At 50.2% G+C, this 15,909-nt stretch carries 13 protein-coding genes; 6 read left to right on the top strand and 7 right to left on the bottom strand.

What is annotated here, in order from left to right; translation table 11 throughout:
• Positions 1–198: 198 nt before the first annotated feature.
• Positions 199–2,232 carry a choline transporter gene (locus DCX48_05055; protein ID QXE13933.1) on the bottom strand — a complete coding sequence of 678 codons (2,034 nt, stop codon included), beginning with the start codon at positions 2,230–2,232 and terminating at the stop codon, positions 199–201.
• Between the two features lie 357 nt (positions 2,233–2,589).
• Here DCX48_05055 and betI point away from each other — a divergent pair, with 357 nt between their 5' ends.
• The 4 genes from betI to DCX48_05035 all read left to right on the top strand — a co-directional run bounded on the left by betI (position 2,590) and on the right by DCX48_05035 (position 7,230).
• On the top strand, positions 2,590–3,177 hold the full coding sequence (gene betI, locus DCX48_05050; GenBank protein ID QXE13932.1) for a transcriptional regulator BetI: 588 nt from the start codon (positions 2,590–2,592) through the stop codon (positions 3,175–3,177).
• Positions 3,178–3,245: 68 nt separating this feature from the next.
• Positions 3,246–4,718: a betaine-aldehyde dehydrogenase gene (betB, locus tag DCX48_05045; GenBank protein QXE13931.1), complete on the top strand. Its 1,473-nt coding sequence runs from the start codon at positions 3,246–3,248 to the stop codon at positions 4,716–4,718.
• A 19-nt stretch (positions 4,719–4,737) separates the two neighbouring features.
• Entirely contained in the window at positions 4,738–6,417 is a 1,680-nt protein-coding gene (gene betA / locus DCX48_05040; protein QXE13930.1) for a choline dehydrogenase, read from the top strand.
• 159 nt (positions 6,418–6,576) lie between these two features.
• Positions 6,577–7,230, top strand: a complete 654-nt coding sequence (locus DCX48_05035; GenBank protein QXE13929.1) for a tellurite resistance TerB family protein — start codon at positions 6,577–6,579, stop codon at positions 7,228–7,230.
• 96 nt (positions 7,231–7,326) lie between these two features.
• On the opposite strand, the gene fabA is transcribed toward DCX48_05035, so the two are convergent.
• Both fabA and DCX48_05025 read right to left on the bottom strand, forming a co-directional pair.
• Positions 7,327–7,845, bottom strand: a complete 519-nt coding sequence (gene fabA / locus DCX48_05030) for a bifunctional 3-hydroxydecanoyl-ACP dehydratase/trans-2-decenoyl-ACP isomerase (protein ID QXE13928.1) — start codon at positions 7,843–7,845, stop codon at positions 7,327–7,329.
• A 91-nt stretch (positions 7,846–7,936) separates the two neighbouring features.
• Positions 7,937–9,706: a Lon protease family protein gene (locus DCX48_05025; protein ID QXE13927.1), complete on the bottom strand. Its 1,770-nt coding sequence runs from the start codon at positions 9,704–9,706 to the stop codon at positions 7,937–7,939.
• A 177-nt stretch (positions 9,707–9,883) separates the two neighbouring features.
• Between DCX48_05025 and matP the strand changes: the two genes are divergently transcribed.
• Positions 9,884–10,342: a macrodomain Ter protein MatP gene (gene matP / locus DCX48_05020; protein ID QXE13926.1), complete on the top strand. Its 459-nt coding sequence runs from the start codon at positions 9,884–9,886 to the stop codon at positions 10,340–10,342.
• A 77-nt stretch (positions 10,343–10,419) separates the two neighbouring features.
• Here the strand turns inward: matP and ompA are convergent, their stop codons facing one another.
• Together ompA and sulA are read right to left on the bottom strand one after the other, a co-directional pair.
• Positions 10,420–11,520, bottom strand: coding sequence for a porin OmpA (gene ompA / locus DCX48_05015; GenBank protein ID QXE13925.1), 1,101 nt, complete (start codon positions 11,518–11,520; stop codon positions 10,420–10,422).
• 363 nt (positions 11,521–11,883) lie between these two features.
• Positions 11,884–12,390, bottom strand: a complete 507-nt coding sequence (sulA, locus tag DCX48_05010) for a cell division inhibitor SulA (protein ID QXE13924.1) — start codon at positions 12,388–12,390, stop codon at positions 11,884–11,886.
• Between the two features lie 223 nt (positions 12,391–12,613).
• Here sulA and DCX48_05005 point away from each other — a divergent pair, with 223 nt between their 5' ends.
• On the top strand, positions 12,614–13,234 hold the full coding sequence (locus tag DCX48_05005) for a TfoX/Sxy family DNA transformation protein (protein ID QXE13923.1): 621 nt from the start codon (positions 12,614–12,616) through the stop codon (positions 13,232–13,234).
• A gap of 16 nt (positions 13,235–13,250) precedes the next feature.
• Here DCX48_05005 and yccS read toward each other — a convergent pair whose 3' ends face one another.
• Positions 13,251–15,386 carry a TIGR01666 family membrane protein gene (gene yccS / locus DCX48_05000; GenBank protein ID QXE13922.1) on the bottom strand — a complete coding sequence of 712 codons (2,136 nt, stop codon included), beginning with the start codon at positions 15,384–15,386 and terminating at the stop codon, positions 13,251–13,253.
• A gap of 20 nt (positions 15,387–15,406) precedes the next feature.
• Positions 15,407–15,853, bottom strand: a complete 447-nt coding sequence (locus DCX48_04995; protein QXE13921.1) for a YccF domain-containing protein — start codon at positions 15,851–15,853, stop codon at positions 15,407–15,409.
• Positions 15,854–15,909 lie beyond the last annotated feature (56 nt).

The raw sequence follows: 15,909 nt of genomic DNA, 5'->3' as shown, positions 1-15,909 counted from the left end.
GACGGACAAATACATTTTTTAAAACTGTATTTCAAATTGATGTGAGCAGTATACCGTTTCAAAAATAAAGCGCAAATCGTCGAAGCAAAGAATGCGGCACAGCACATAGATTCAGGAAAAAGAGGATGAAAGAAAAAGGAGGATAAATGCATAACATATTGAAAAATGGCGCTGTATTTCAGCGCCATAGCGTAGGGACTATGCGTCAGGGAAGGTCAGCGTATTGCCCGGTGCCTCTCGATTAAGATGAAGAAAATTCAGGTGTCGTTCGTACTGATCCAAAATGTCGTTAATCACCTGTTCTTTGCTGTAATCCATCAGATCATTCCCCTGGCTTCCTTCCAGCAGGAAGGTTTCAAGTCGGTAATAATCTGATTTGCCTGAGCGGGCGCGGTAGGTAAACGCTGGGACGCTATAACGCTGTGGCCAAATCTGATAAAGAAAGTTCTGTTCATCACCCAAATCAACCAAGAGTTCGAGATGGTTCAAGCGTTCATCTTCGACAGGGGGCAATGTGTTGACTTCAACGCTGGCGCCTCGTAGACGTAGCTCACGTGCAACATCGTCCATCGCGGCTTTACAGACGTTATCCAGCATTTTCTGTGTATGCGTCGTGCCGGGGAAATTCATGACGCGCGAGAGGCGCTGCTTCCAGTTCAAGCGATCGTCGCCTGATATTGGCATGGGTGCCGATGTTTGTAATGAGCTGGCTTTACGGTAGTCCTCAACCCGTAGTGATTTATATAACCCTGCCATAATGAAGAACATCACAAAGCTAAACGGTAACCCCATGATGACGGTGGTGTTCTGTAATGCTGAAACGCCGTTTGTCATCAGCATACCCAGGGTCAGCAGGCCAATGGCGACTGACCAGAAAACGCGCAGCCAGTTTGGCGCATCATTGTTGATGTCGGCAAGGCGAGAGGTAAAGTTGCCCAGCACCAGTGAACCGGAATCGGCAGACGTGACATAAAACAGCAAGCCAGTAATGGTGGCGACAGAGGCGCTCAGGCTGAAGCCCGGGTACTGTGCCAGCAGACTGTAGAATCCGCGTTCCGGGTGCTGCATGACTTCATTCGCAAAGTCCAGATTACCGTGGATCACCTGATAAAGCGCACTGTTGCCGAAAATGGAGAGCCATAGCAGCGTAAAGACAAACGGAATGATCAGCGTGCCGACGACGAACTGGCGAATCGTTCTACCGCGTGAGATGCGTGCCAGAAACAGTCCAACAAACGGTGCCCACGCGACCCACCATGCCCAGAAAAACAGCGTCCAGCTATTCATCCATTCTGTCGGGCGATCGAACGCAAAACTGTTGAGCGTCATGCCCGTAAAGCGATTGATGTAATCCCCCACGTTAAGCACCAGCGCGTTTAACAGAAACTCGGTATCGCCCCAAAAGAGCAGGAAGAGAATTAAACCCAGCGCGAGCAGAACGTTAAGCTCGGAGAGGAAGCGAATGCCGCGATTGACACCGGACGTTACGGAAATGGTCGCCATGATCACGGAAAGCAGGATCAGGGAAGCCTGCACGGTGAGATTCTCTGGGATTTGGAACAGCACTTTCAGCCCGTAGTTAAGCTGAACTACCCCGATGCCCAGCGTGGTAGCGATACCGAAAATGGTGCCTAGCACGGCTGCAATATCGACGCTGTGCCCAATCGGGCCATTGATGCGTTTACCAAAGATAGGATACAGGGCCGAGCGAATCGTCAGCGGCAAATTATACCGGTAACTGAAGTAACCCAGCGCGATCCCCATCAGCGCGTACATTGACCAGCCCGTCAGTCCGTAGTGAAACAATGTCCAGACCATGGCCTGCCGCGCCGCCTCCATCGTCTGCCCTTGTCCCTCAGGCGGCATCATATATTGCGTGATAGGTTCCGCGACGGAAAAGAACATTAAATCGATGCCGATCCCTGCCGCAAAGAGCATCGCCGCCCAGCTCATCAGGCTAAATTCAGGCTTTGATTGCTCTGGTCCGAGTTTAATCGACCCAAATCGAGACGATGCAATGAAGATGACGAAAACGATGTAGAGCGTGGCGGCTAGCAGGTAGTACCAACCAAATGTGGCAGAAACCCAGTTGAGAGCATGGGTAATCCATTCGTTCGCTTCTTTGTTAAACAGCATCGTCATCAGCGAGAAGGTCAGAATTAATCCCGCTGATGTGTAGAACACGACAGGATTCAGGCGGTCCTGTTGGGTGGTGGTTTCTGAGGCTGGCATGGTTATCCCTTGCGTTATGTGAACCAGTACTCTGACTTCTCTTTCCACGAAGCGCGCTTAGCGCATACCAAGAGCTTAACCCAGACCAATAACAAGGCGCAGGACATCCGCTGAGTACGCTTTCCGCTGAAGATGGTTGTCAGAACAAAAAACAAGTCATTTATTTTAAAGCGACGTTATCGTCTGAAGTAAAGCCACTTTTCGTGATAATTGATACAGACTTTTAACCTTTCGGTAATAAAAGATATTCATTTTTTATTGAACGTTCAATCAAAAAAAAGTTTAATGGGATAAATCGGATCACGAATAACTGTCTTTTACCGTGATTCATAACACAAAAAATGAAGGGAGAGTGCGGTGCCTAAAGTCGGAATGCAGCCCATCAGACGGCAGCAGCTCATCGAAGCGACGCTGGCAGCGATTAACGATGTGGGGATGCACGATGCCTCAATCGTGCAGATTGCCCGACGCGCAGGGGTGTCGAATGGAATCATCAGTCATTACTTCCGCGATAAAAATGGCTTATTGGAAGCGACGATGCGCTATCTGATTAGCCATCTGGGGTTAGCGGTGAAATCAAGATTACTGAACCTGACAGAAAATACGCCTCGTGCTCGTTTGCGGGCGATTGTTCAGGGGAATTTTGATGATAGCCAGACGAATAGCGCAGCGATGAAAACCTGGCTAGCGTTTTGGGCCAGCAGTCTGCATTCCCCCATGCTTCATCGGCTACAGCAGGTTAACGATCGGCGGCTTTACTCCAATTTGAGTGTCGAGTTCAGCCGCTGTTTGCCGAAAGACAAAGCACGCATTGCGGCAAAAGGAGTGGCGGGGCTGATCGATGGCTTGTGGCTGCGCGGTGCGCTAAGTCATAACGTCTTCAACTGTGAAGAAGCGCTGAGCATTACCTACGATTATATCGATCAGCAGCTCACTCATGCGTAATCCTTCCTTATTATTTTGCCTTCCCTGCTCGAAACGCACGATCGGGCAGTCATCAGACAGGAGAATTTATGTCTCGCTACGGTTTACAACAGCTTTACATCAACGGTGCCTATGTCGATAGCACAGGTAACGATACGTTTGATGCCGTGAATCCTGCTAATGGCGACATTATTGCCTGTATTCAGTCTGCCACCGCCGCTGACGTTGACCGGGCGGTCAGCGCAGCCACCGCAGGGCAGAAGGTATGGGCGGCGATGACGGCGATGGAGCGTTCGCGCATTTTACGCCGTGCTGTTGATATCTTACGTGAGCGCAATGGTGAACTCGCGTTGCTTGAGACGCACGATACCGGCAAGCCGCTTTCAGAAACGCGTACCGTCGATATCGTGACCGGCGCCGATGTTTTGGAGTATTACGCGGGGTTGATTCCTATGCTGGAAGGTCAACAGATCCCGCTGCGCGATACCTCGTTTGTTTATACACGTCGTGAACCGCTTGGTGTTGTCGCCGGTATCGGTGCCTGGAACTATCCCATTCAGATCGCGTTGTGGAAATCGGCGCCCGCGCTGGCGGCAGGCAACGCAATGATCTTCAAACCCAGTGAAGTCACGTCGCTCACCGCGCTGAAGCTGGCGGAAATTTACACCGAAGCTGGGTTGCCGGCAGGTGTATTTAACGTGCTGACGGGAACAGGGAAATCCGTTGGTCAGGCGCTGACCACACACCCTGGCATTGCCAAGGTCTCTTTCACTGGCGGTATCACCAGCGGGAAAACGGTCATGGCCAATGCCGCAGGCTCGACGCTGAAAGACGTCACGATGGAGCTGGGGGGGAAATCGCCGCTGATTATTTTTGATGATGCCGATCTTGATAAGGCGGCGGACATTGCCATGATGGCGAATTTTTTCAGCTCAGGGCAGGTGTGCACTAACGGCACGCGCGTCTTTGTACCACAGGCATTGCAGACGCAGTTTGAGGAAAAAATCCTGGCACGTGTTCAGCGAATTCGCGCTGGCGATCCTACCGATGAATCGGTGAATTTTGGACCACTGGTCAGTTTCCCGCATAGAGAGTCCGTTCTGCGTTACATCGAAAGCGGAAAACGAGAGGGCGCTCGCGTGCTGGTGGGCGGTGAACCTATGACAGATGGTGACTATGCACAAGGCGCATACGTTGCCCCTACGGTGTTCACTGACTGCCGGGATGACATGAAGATTGTCCGAAAGGAAATTTTTGGTCCGGTCATGAGTATTCTGACGTATCAGGACGAGGATGAGGTTATCCGCCGCGCCAATGATAGTGAGTATGGGCTAGCGGCTGGCATTGTAACCCGCGATCTAAATCGAGCGCATCGGGTTATTCATCAGCTTGAGGCGGGGATTTGTTGGATCAACACCTGGGGAGAATCTCCGGCCGAAATGCCTGTGGGCGGCTACAAACATTCGGGTGTCGGACGTGAAAACGGCGTAACAACGTTGGAACACTACACGCAAATTAAATCTATACAGGTTGAACTGGGTGAATTCCGCTCGGTATTTTAAACGAAGGGGATAAAGCCTAATGGAATATGATTACATCATTATCGGTGCTGGCTCAGCAGGCAATGTGCTGGCTGCGCGTTTAACAGAAGAAAGCGATGTGAGCGTGCTGCTGCTTGAGGCGGGTGGCCCCGACTATCGGCTGGATTTTCGTACACAGATGCCCGCCGCATTAGCCTTCCCATTACAGGGGAAACGCTATAACTGGGCCTATGAAACCGATCCCGAGCCTCATATGAATGATCGCCGAATGGAATGCGGTCGAGGAAAAGGATTGGGTGGTTCGTCGCTGATTAACGGAATGTGTTACATCCGCGGCAATGCGATGGATTTTGATCACTGGGCGACTATGTCGGGTCTGGAAGATTGGAGTTACCTTGACTGCCTGCCGTATTTCCGCAAAGCGGAAACGCGGGATGTGGGGGCGAATGACTACCATGGCGCGTCTGGCCCTGTTTCGGTTACAACACCGAAGATGGGAAACAACGAACTGTTTCACGCGATGGTTGAAGCTGGCGTGCAGGCGGGCTATCCGCGTACGGACGATCTCAACGGGTATCAGCAGGAAGGCTTTGGGCCGATGGACAGAACCGTCACGCCGAAGGGGCGTCGCGCCAGCACCGCCCGTGGCTATTTGGATCAGGCGAAAAGCCGTAAGAATCTGACTATCGTGACGCATGCCTTAACCGACAGGATTCTCTTTGACGGAAAACGTGCTGTTGGCGTGGCTTACTTTAAAGGCGAAAGTGCCCAGACGGCAAAGGCACGCCGCGAAGTGCTTTTGTGTGCTGGTGCAATTGCCTCACCGCAAATTCTGCAACGTTCTGGTGTGGGGCCGAAAGATTTGCTCCAGAGGCTCGATATTTCAGTGGTGCACGATTTGCCCGGTGTCGGCGAGAATTTGCAGGACCATCTGGAAATGTATTTGCAATATGCCTGCAAAGAACCGGTATCGCTCTATCCGGCATTGCAGTGGTTTAATCAGCCGAAAATCGGCGCGGAATGGTTGTTCAACGGCACAGGCATTGGTGCTAGCAACCAGTTCGAGGCGGGCGGTTTTATTCGCAGTCGGGACGAATTCACCTGGCCGAATATTCAATACCATTTCCTGCCCGTCGCGATTAATTACAACGGCAGCAATGCAGTGAAAGAGCACGGGTTTCAGGCGCACGTCGGTTCTATGCGCTCACTCAGTCGGGGGCGTGTTCAGGTGCGCTCCAAAGATGCCCGCGAGCACCCTAGCATCCTGTTCAACTACATGTCAACGGAACAAGATTGGCAGGAGTTTCGTGACGCGATCCGCATTACGCGTGAAATCATGGCGCAGCCAGCGCTCGATAAATACCGTGGGCGAGAGATCAGTCCTGGTCTGGCAGTTCAGACGGATGAGGAACTGGATGAGTTCATCCGCACTCATGCTGAGACGGCATTCCATCCCTCTTGCTCCTGCAAGATGGGAGAGGACGACATGTCGGTTGTCGATGGGCAAGGGTGTGTCCACGGCATGGAAGGATTGCGTGTTGTCGATGCTTCCATCATGCCGCAGATTATTACTGGTAATCTGAATGCGACGACCATCATGATCGCGGAGAAGATTGCAGACCGAATTCGCCGTCGTCAGCCTCTGCCACGCAGCAAGGCGCGCTACTATGTCGCTGGAAGCACGCCAGTGAGAAAAGCGCCGTTGAAACCCGCGTCATAACGTTCCCAGCATAGCCAGATGGACCGCCCAAATGGACCGAGTAGAAACCGCGGTCCATACTTTTCATTGCTATACACAATCTGACAAACAAACGCCTTCCGCACCATTACTATGGGTGACAACACCATCAGTGATGTCACTTTTCCTTGAGGAATGAAAATGAATAATTGGCTGCAACAAATTCAGGGTTTATTAGGTGCCGGTAGCAAGCCGGGGTCTCATCATCAAGGCGGTAAAAACGGCAATTTGGGCGATATGCTGAAACCTGCGGCGTTGGGCGGTTTGGCGGGTGTGTTGTTGTCGAATAAGTCCGCACGGAAAATTATGGGCTCATTGGGTAAAAATGCCCTGATCATTGGGGGCAGTGCGGCGGCGGGTGTGGTGTTGTGGAATCAGTATAAGAAACGTGTTCGCGACACACATCAGGATGATCCTCAGTTTGGTACCCAATCCTCGGCCGATAATATTCGCGCTCGACGTCTGATTCAGGCGCTGGTTTTTGCTGCCAAGAGTGACGGCCATATTGATGCGACCGAGAAACAGCGCATTGATGACAATATTCAGCAGCTGCAATTGGGAAGCGATGCGCATCGCTGGGTGCAGGAAGCGATAGAACAACCGCTTGACCCGGTTTTGCTGGCGAAAGACGTGAAGAATGAGGAAGAAGCGCTTGAGGTCTACTTCCTGAGCTGCGCGGTCATTGATGTCGATCACTTCATGGAGAAAAGCTATCTGGATGCGTTAGCGACGGAATTGAAGATACCGCAAGACGTGCGGCAGTCGATCACCAATGAACTTAAAAGCCCATCATGATAAGTCGAGTGGTTTAGGGCTGCGGTTGGATACAATCGGATAAATGGAAGGGATAACGCGGGCGAAAAATTATTGGCCCGCGTTATCATCTGGCACTTAGAAAGAGCTCGCGTCTTTGAACAGACCGACTTTCAGTTCATCAGCAGCATAGATGTGTTGGCCATCAACCAGCACTTCACCATCAGCAATACCCATTACTAAACGGCGATTGATTACGCGTTTGAAGTGAATGCGGTAAGTCACTTTTTTAGCTGTTGGCAGAACTTGTCCGGAGAATTTGACTTCACCCACGCCAAGTGCACGACCTTTGCCTTCGCCACCCAGCCAGCCCAGATAGAAGCCGACTAGCTGCCACATAGCATCCAGACCAAGGCAGCCTGGCATCACTGGATCGCCGATGAAATGGCAACCGAAGAACCACTGGTCAGGCGTGATATCCAATTCGGCTTCCACAAAGCCTTTGCCGTACTTACCGCCGTCTTCTGTCATTTTAACGACGCGGTCCATCATTAGCATGTTAGGGGCGGGTAACTGAGGGCCTTGCGGGCCGAACAGTTCACCACGACTGGAGGCAAGGAGGTCTTCTTTTGTATAGGATTCGCGTTTATCTACCATGGTCTCTGTAAGCCTTGTTTTAATGAAGCACGCAGATTAGCGTACACCTGTACGCTGGGCAAGTCTGTTGCGTCTGGTTGAACCAGTTGGTTTAACGGAAAAACCAAGGGAAACGTCTACGCTCTTGCGGTGCAAATTGTCCAATTCGCTCGCGAATCTCCGCTAGCAGGTTTGGCTGCTGCTCATCGTCGTAAGCGAAATTGGTGAGTAATGACACAGCTTCCGACGCGGTCTCTACCGGGAACAAATGGAATTTCCCTTCGCGTACTGCCTCAACGACATCTTCCTGTAAACAGAGATGGCGCAAGTTAGTCGCAGGTAAAATCACGCCCTGGGTACCTGTCAGCCCACGACGCTGGCAGACCTCAAAGAAGCCTTCGATTTTCTCATTCACGCCGCCAATTGGCTGGACACGACCAAATTGATCGACGGAACCGGTAACGGCGAACTGCTGATTGATTGGTCGCAAGGAGAGGGCACTGACCAGTGCGCACAACTCTGCCAGTGAAGCGCTGTCACCATCAACTTCGCTGTACGATTGCTCGAAGACCATGGAGGCCGAGAAAGGAAGTTGTTGATCAAGTTCCAGTTCGGTAATCAGAAACGCCTGCATGATCATCATGCCTTTAGCGTGTAAATTGCCAGCAAGCTCGGCTTTGCGCTCGACGTCAGTAAATTCACCGTCGCCAGCGTGAACTACGCAGCTGATGCGTGTCGGCTCACCGAAGGCAACAGGGTAGCCTGGGAATTCCAGCACGGAAAGTCCATTAACCTGACCGACGACTTCGCCTTCTGTTTCGATCAGAATCTGGCCTAGTTCTATTTCATCCTGCATGCGCTCATGAAGATAGCCTTCACGCCATTGGCGAGCGGCAATCGCGTCAATCAGCGCCTGCTCGGTAATCTGACCATCTCTGGCGTACAGAGATGCATATTTTAATTGGCTGATTAACCAACGCGGGCATAATGGTAAATTGCCCTGATCGCCGCTGTAGCGTACCGCGATGTTGACTAATGCCGGCCAGGCATCCACATCTAGCAGCGGCAGTTGATTCTCGCTGCATAGTGCATTGATGTAGGTACACCAGCGCGCCATGTCATCTGTTTCAATCAACTGCAATTGCGCTTCGAACTCACCATAAATCGCGTGTTCGCCTAATTCCGGCTCCATATCATGGATATCTGCCAGACTTTCTCGGTCACCGAGAATAATCAGGCGAATATCAAGCGGCATCGGTGGCACATCAACAGGAAGTGGTTTGCGCTCGTCTGGCGAGTGCCAACGATAGAGTCCCTCTGCCATAATCTGCTTCAGACGCAGCCACATCAACGGCTGAGCTAGCAATGCTCTGGCAGACAGGATCAACGTGCCGCCATTAACCTGATGAATCAGTCCTGGATGCAGGGTGATTTCATCGTGAAAATTGCGTACACAGCCGAAGAGTTGTTCGGGCTCAATCCATTCCTGATAGCCACAGGATTGCTGTGCGGCAAAATTATCCGCAGGCTGAGTGGCGGGTTCGACCCGGATATGACGACCCTCAATGATATATTTACTGCCATGTATCGCCCCGGAGTCTGGCCTGATGGCGTTCAGCGCACGGGCGATCAATGCCATATATTCATCGTTCTCTTGCGCTTTCAACAGCATAAAGCGGGATGGAGAACGAGGGTGGCAAAAGAGCGTCAGACTGTCTGCCAGACGCGACTGAATAGCGGAGAATTCAGCAGGAGCAAGCTGAGCTGCCTGAGTGAATAGCGTTTGATAAGGCGTATTATTTGGCAGTAAATGCTGCCATGAGAGTCGGTTACTGGTCAAAGTATCAATGTAATCGTCTAAAGGAAAAGCGTGATTATACAAGAATAATGCGGACTGCGCATAAGGAGAGTCATCTCTCCGTCATCTTTCACACGTTGAAGCTCAATCCGTGTTTGGCTAATCGTCTTAAAAGCTCTCGGAAAGCCGCCAGAAAGCGGTCAAAATCAGGGAAAACTGTTATGCTGAAAGTAACGTTACGCGGTCACTGAAGAATTTAATATGAAATATCAACAACTAGAAAATCTTGAGTGCGGATGGAAATGGAAATACCTCGTTAAGAAGCATCGGGAGGGAGAGGAGATTACGCGTTTTCTGGAGCAAAGTGCTGCGGATGACGCCGTACAGGCATTGCTTAAAATGGAAAACCAGCCAGTTAAAGTGCTGGAGTGGATTGCGCAATGTATGAATCCCACCTTAGAAAATCGAATGAAGCAAACGATTCGCGCGCGGCGTAAGCGTCATTTCAACGCGGAGCACCAGCATACACGCAAGAAATCGATCGATCTGGAATATCTGGTCTGGCAGCGCCTTGCGGCTCTCTCTCAGAGACGTGGGTCTACCTTGTCAGAAACGATTGTGCAGCTAATTGAAGACGCTGAGCATAAAGAAAAATATGCCAGCCAGATGTCGCTGCTTAAGCAGGATCTTAAAGCCATTCTGAATAAAGACGAAAAGTAATCAGTTTTTGTCATATATCTACTGATAAAAAAGTATAAAAAAACCTCGCCGAAGCGAGGTTTTTTTTCGTTAATAACTTAAGCCTGAGGCTGAGTTACAACGTCTTTGATGCCTTTAACTTCGATCTCTACGCGACGATCCGGTGCCAGGCAGTCGATCAGCGCAGCACGAGGTTTCACGTTGTCACAGGTAGAACCAGTAACTGGTTGAGATTTACCCAAGCCACGAGCAGAGACTTTGTTCGCAGGGATACCCTTAGAAACCAGGTAATCAACTACGCTCTGTGCACGTTTTTCAGACAGAGCTTGGTTGTATTGCTCTGAACCTAAACGGTCAGTGAAGCCCAGAACAACAACGGAACCGTCTTTCGGATCCAGAGAGCTCAGCTGAGTGTACAGCTGATCCAGTGATTGCTGGCCTTCTGGTTTCAGCGTTGCTTTGTTGAAGTTGAACAGCACGTCAGATTTCAGGGTGAAACGCTTGGTTTCAACAACTGGAGCTGGGGCTGGAGTCGGAGCTGGAGCAGCAACAGGTGCTACGCGATCATCCTGACCGAAACGGTAAGACAAGCCAACGCTCATCAGCAGGTTGTCTGGACGGGCACCAACGGTACCAGCATCACCAATGTTGCTTACCCATTGGTAGTCAACGCGGGTAGCCCAGTTTTTGTCGATAGCGTATTCAACACCGATTGCAGCCAGCGGGGAAACGCCAGTGTCGTCGTTGTTGATGTCAGCTCTTGTACCCGTGTTTACAGATGTGGCCGCATGGCTGTCAGCGCGCCATACCATACCACCCAGACGAGTATAAACGTCCAGATCTGGCATAACTGGGTAGCTCAATTTAGCTGCCAGTTGGATGCCCTGTGCCTTGAAGCTAGCGCTGTCATCGTTTGATGCAGTTGAGCCTGCATATTTCATGCGGCCCAGCCAGTCGTAGCCCAGCTCAAAGCCCAAGTACGGGTTGGCTTGATAACCAACAAACGCACCAGCACCTAACTTACTTTTGATCGGGTTGTTGTTGACACCGGTGTAACCATTACCATAGAAACCAGTATCGTGGAATTGAGACACACCCAGTTTACCACCGGTGTACCAGGTATTGTCTTTAGGAGCTGCTTGCGCGATGGTCGCGAAGCTTGCCAGTGCCACTGCAACTGCGATAGCTGTTTTTTTCATTTTACGCCTCATTATCATCCAAATCGGCAATTAACCTGGAGGGCTAATAAACCTTTGGTTAAAATCCTTGGGTTGGAGAACTTTGCCCTTATTTATGACTCACTGTCAGTCAACTGACGTTATAAAAGAGCAACTCCAGCGAGTTAAAGTCTACAACCTGATGAGAAAGTTACAAGTATGATGTGATTTGTGTCATAAGAAAATCGCACGATTCATACATACTTGCTAACAAAGAGTAGAGGCTTTTGACAGAACTTACGTCTTTTGGCTGTATTAAATATATCCAAAAATCCCGCAGAATACCGCTCTGCGGCGATCGCCAAGACATATAGCCTGAGTGGGCTGAGAAAATTCTTAATTTACTTAATGATACAATGTCGAATGAATTTTAAGGCTAGGAAACAGTCTATAGGCGTCATCGCCAGCACTTTCTGGCCGCATAATAAAGCCGTACGTATTTCCTGCCTGTGCGGCGTGCCGTAACCGAACCTTCTCTTCTTCCGTCAATTCGTGCGGTAACCAGCACAAAACGGCGCTGTAATTCCCTGTCAACAAGGCTCTCTCCATGGCATCAACCGTAAACAGAGGATTGATGTGGTGAAGTTGCACCATTTTATCCAGCGGTAACCCAGATTGCTGTACCCATGGGCGGCTCAATCTTTGCTGAGGTGAAAGCCACAGCAGCCAACGAGACTGTGTGCCCAACTGTTGTAAGAGCGGTAATAACAGGTGTGTGACTATGGGCTGATCGGCGTTGTACACGATTTCGCTGATAATTCCGCCCGTGGCAACCGAGGGTTCTGCTGCGTGTTGATTTGCAGAGAAAGATGATGACTCGATGTTGTGAGAGCTGACTGATTGCGTACTCATAATGAGTCCTACCCATAGTGATACTGTATGAACATACAGTATCTGCTGTGTGCGTGAAAATCAACCTGATTTTTTTGAAAGCGCTTCGCATATTCCTTATGCAAGAGACAGTAAACACATTTTATGTTTGAAGCCACCTCGGGGCTGTGTTTAATTATTTGTTCCTGCTACAAATATTTTAATTGTTCAAGAAGAGATCATTTCAATACTAAGGATTATAGCAATGAAGCAATTATGCAAAAAAAGGATTTTGCAATCCCAGCAGTCTTTTTCATCTTTGGGGGACATTACTTCGCGTTCCCAATTTGGTGGCTACAGCATCGCAGCAAATAAAATGATTTTTGGACTGGTGTCGGAAGGGGAACTTTATCTTCGCGCGAGTAAAAAAGATGAAGAATATTTTCAGCAGCGCGATATGCCTAATCTGATTTATACCAAACGCGGTATGCCGGTCCCGCTGAACTACTTCCTTGTCGATGAAGCATTATGGCAAGAATCTGTGCAACTACTGCATTTTGCCCGTATGGCGCTGATGGGCGCGCAGTATGATAAAACCGTCAGAAGTACGAACGGGAGATTGAAGGACCTTCCGAATCTTAACCATGATATTGAGCGCCTGCTGTGGAAAGCGGGGATAAAGAATGTCGATGAATTACAGCATTATGGTGCGAAATACAGCTATCTTGAGTTGCGAAAAGTTCGGGCTAATCTGAGTGTTAACGTGCTATTGGCGCTTGCTGGTGCCATTTGTGGCACGCATCAGGCGGCACTCCCACACGGCATCCGCAACGAACTGTTGGAATGGTATAAAAACAATGCGGTCTCCAAAGGGCCAAAGCACTAAGAAATGCGTCATATTGTTACTGTGCAGTCATGTCATTTTTTAGCTGTACGAGTTCGGGTAAGAGGCCGATGAGCAGACCGATTTGCTGAATAATTAATGACTCTTTACTGTCTGATTCAGGTGAAAGGGATTGAATGCTGGCGGTAATGGTTTTCAATCCCTGATTGATACGCCCATTTTTCTCTTCGCTGCCGTGTAGCGCGTCATCAACATGGCATACAGCATCATCCAGCAATTGCAGCGTTTCCGATGAAGTGATTTTTCCACGGTGTGCGCCGAGCGTTGAGATATAACTTAACAACGTATGGTTCAGGCACATGAAGCGGAATGCGCTGTCCAGCTTATTCTTGGTGGCATGGGGTTCAGAAGACATATTTGACACAACAGATGCCAGTTCTGCATCGCAGTTATGTGCATCGCGGCGGGCAATGCGATAAGGCAAGCTATTATCTTTCCCCTGATGATATTGAACCATGATCGCATCAAGATAACGGCAGTTGGCATTCAATGTTTTATTGATAACGGTTGGCAGACCGCGAAAACGCCAGTCTGGCCAGATAAAGCTCACCGCCGCCCACGCGATGGCACACCCCAACAAGGTATCAATAATACGTGGCACCGCGACTTCAAAACCTTCGCCCAACAGATTGAAACAGAGCAGAACAAGCAGCGTAATGAACATGGTCGCATGCGCGTATTGCACGTTGCGAAAGGCAAAAAACAGTACACCGCTAATGACTATCAGCGTTAGCTGTCCTTCCAGCGAAGGGACGAAGTACAGGATGGGCAGGCCGAGCAAAATACCGGTTAATGTCCCGATAATCCTCAACGTGAGCCGCCGCCGAGTCGCGTTATAGTTGGGCTGACAAACGAACAAGCTGGTCAGCAGAATCCAGTAACCGTGTTGCAAGCCCGTTACCTGAATCAACGCGTAGCCGCTACAGAGCAGCACGGACATGCGGATGGCATGGCGAAACAGCGCAGACTGAGGTGTCAGGTGGCGGCTAATGCGTAAGCGGATATCGCTCCAACCTGTGATTTTGTCATCTGCTAATGTGTTTTCGGGGTTGTTTTCTTGCTCAATGGCCTGTTCGGATTCGATAGTCGCCAACTGAGCATCAATGGCGCGCAGGTTGTTCAATAGATAAGTGAGCGCCTTGGTTTGCGCGGCATCTGCCATTTTGTTGGCAGCGATACGCGCAATAGCAGATTCGAGATGCACAAAAGCCCGTTCAATACGGCTGTCATGCTGATATTTTTGGTGCAGCAGGATGGATTGTGACAGTTGCTGACAGGATTTGGCCTGCATGCTCAGCAGGCGCTGAAAGCGAAATAAGACGTCGCTATAGCGCAGCTTTTCACGCAATTGCGGATAGTAAACATGCGATGAACTGGCGCGTTCGTGAATATCCTGAGCAACAAAATAGTAATGCAGCGTTTGGCGCGTCCCGCGCTGGCCGCGATCGCCACGCAGACGCGTTAACAACGATGATTTAGTCTGATTGAGCGTCGCAACCAGTTGGCTATTTGCCATCGCGACGTCAATTAAGGGTTTGTCGGTTTCTTCTTCAATATCGGGATCGAACAGATTGGCTTTTGCATCTAAGTAGCGAGCCAACTGCTGATAGCACTGCGCGAGGTTGTCCTGTAACGGGCGGATGGGGAATATCAGATGGCCGAACAGCGTAAGCAAATTGTACCACAATGCCCCGATCAGCAGCATGATGGGTTGCTGATACCAGTTGTCGTAAAGGGATATTCCTAGCATGGTATAAATTGCGATCAGCAGTGCGCCGAATGCAATAGTCGCATAGCGCTGCCCCAATGCGCCGAGCAGAATAAAACCACAGGTCGACACCGCCAGACCAAGGCCGAACAGCCAGGGATAGGGAAAAAGCAGTTCGATCGAAACGGAAGCGACAAAAAAACAGGCCAGCGTAATGAATAAATTACGCAAACGCCCAGTGAGACGATCGTCGAGGTCGGTGAGAGCGGCCGCGACGACGCCAAGTGTGACCGGAATGGTTGATGTTGGTTGACCTAACCACCAGGGAACGGCTGTCGCACCACTGAGTGCAATGAGAATACGGATGGTATACAGCCAACTGCTGTTATACACATAGCGACGAATTCCTGGGGCAAAGGTAAGCAACGTAATGTCCTTAGATGCCGTTAGCGGTAGTGGCGGCGAGCATTATTTTCCCGCGCAGCCTGCGCCAGTTCGACAGAAACCACGCGGCGGCCTACTGGCCACAGCGCGATGGCAGCAATTTTAAAGTTAGCGATGCCAACAGGAATGCCAATGATCGTAATGCACTGAGCGATGCCGGTAATGATGTGCGACAGACAAAGCCACCAGCCAAAGAAAATGAACCAGAAGATATTCAGCAGGGAACCGCCTGCGCTGAGAATAGTGCTCTTTTCCTCCGGGCGTAGCTCGTCAACATGAATGGCTTCATTGCCATAAGGCAAGAGCGACAGCTTGGTGATTTCCCAGCATGAACGTGTTAACGGTAAGGTAAAAATCAGCAGCACGCTGACAACTGTCGCCAGAAGCCAGGCTAACGTGGTGAAAAAACCACCCAGTACGAAATTAAGGATGTTTAACACAGTACGCATAGTCTCTCCTTTATTTGTAAGGTAACCAGATAAGATAACCAAACTCGCTGATGGTA

Origin of the sequence: Pectobacterium atrosepticum, assembly GCA_019056595.1 — a bacterium.
Lineage (GTDB): Bacteria > Pseudomonadota > Gammaproteobacteria > Enterobacterales > Enterobacteriaceae > Pectobacterium > Pectobacterium atrosepticum.
This window is presented reverse-complemented; position numbering and strand designations above follow the sequence as displayed.

Excerpts from the sequence above, each read along its gene's own strand:
- DCX48_05055 (QXE13933.1), bottom strand. The coding sequence starts at position 2,232 with ATGCCAGCCTCAGAAACCACCACCCAACAGGACCGCCTGAATCCTGTC.
- betB (QXE13931.1), top strand. The coding sequence starts at position 3,246 with ATGTCTCGCTACGGTTTACAACAGCTTTACATCAACGGTGCCTATGTC.
- betA (QXE13930.1), top strand. The coding sequence starts at position 4,738 with ATGGAATATGATTACATCATTATCGGTGCTGGCTCAGCAGGCAATGTG.
- DCX48_05035 (QXE13929.1), top strand. The coding sequence starts at position 6,577 with ATGAATAATTGGCTGCAACAAATTCAGGGTTTATTAGGTGCCGGTAGC.
- fabA (QXE13928.1), bottom strand. The coding sequence starts at position 7,845 with ATGGTAGATAAACGCGAATCCTATACAAAAGAAGACCTCCTTGCCTCC.
- matP (QXE13926.1), top strand. The coding sequence starts at position 9,884 with ATGAAATATCAACAACTAGAAAATCTTGAGTGCGGATGGAAATGGAAA.
- ompA (QXE13925.1), bottom strand. The coding sequence starts at position 11,520 with ATGAAAAAAACAGCTATCGCAGTTGCAGTGGCACTGGCAAGCTTCGCG.
- sulA (QXE13924.1), bottom strand. The coding sequence starts at position 12,390 with ATGAGTACGCAATCAGTCAGCTCTCACAACATCGAGTCATCATCTTTC.
- DCX48_05005 (QXE13923.1), top strand. The coding sequence starts at position 12,614 with ATGAAGCAATTATGCAAAAAAAGGATTTTGCAATCCCAGCAGTCTTTT.
- DCX48_04995 (QXE13921.1), bottom strand. The coding sequence starts at position 15,853 with ATGCGTACTGTGTTAAACATCCTTAATTTCGTACTGGGTGGTTTTTTC.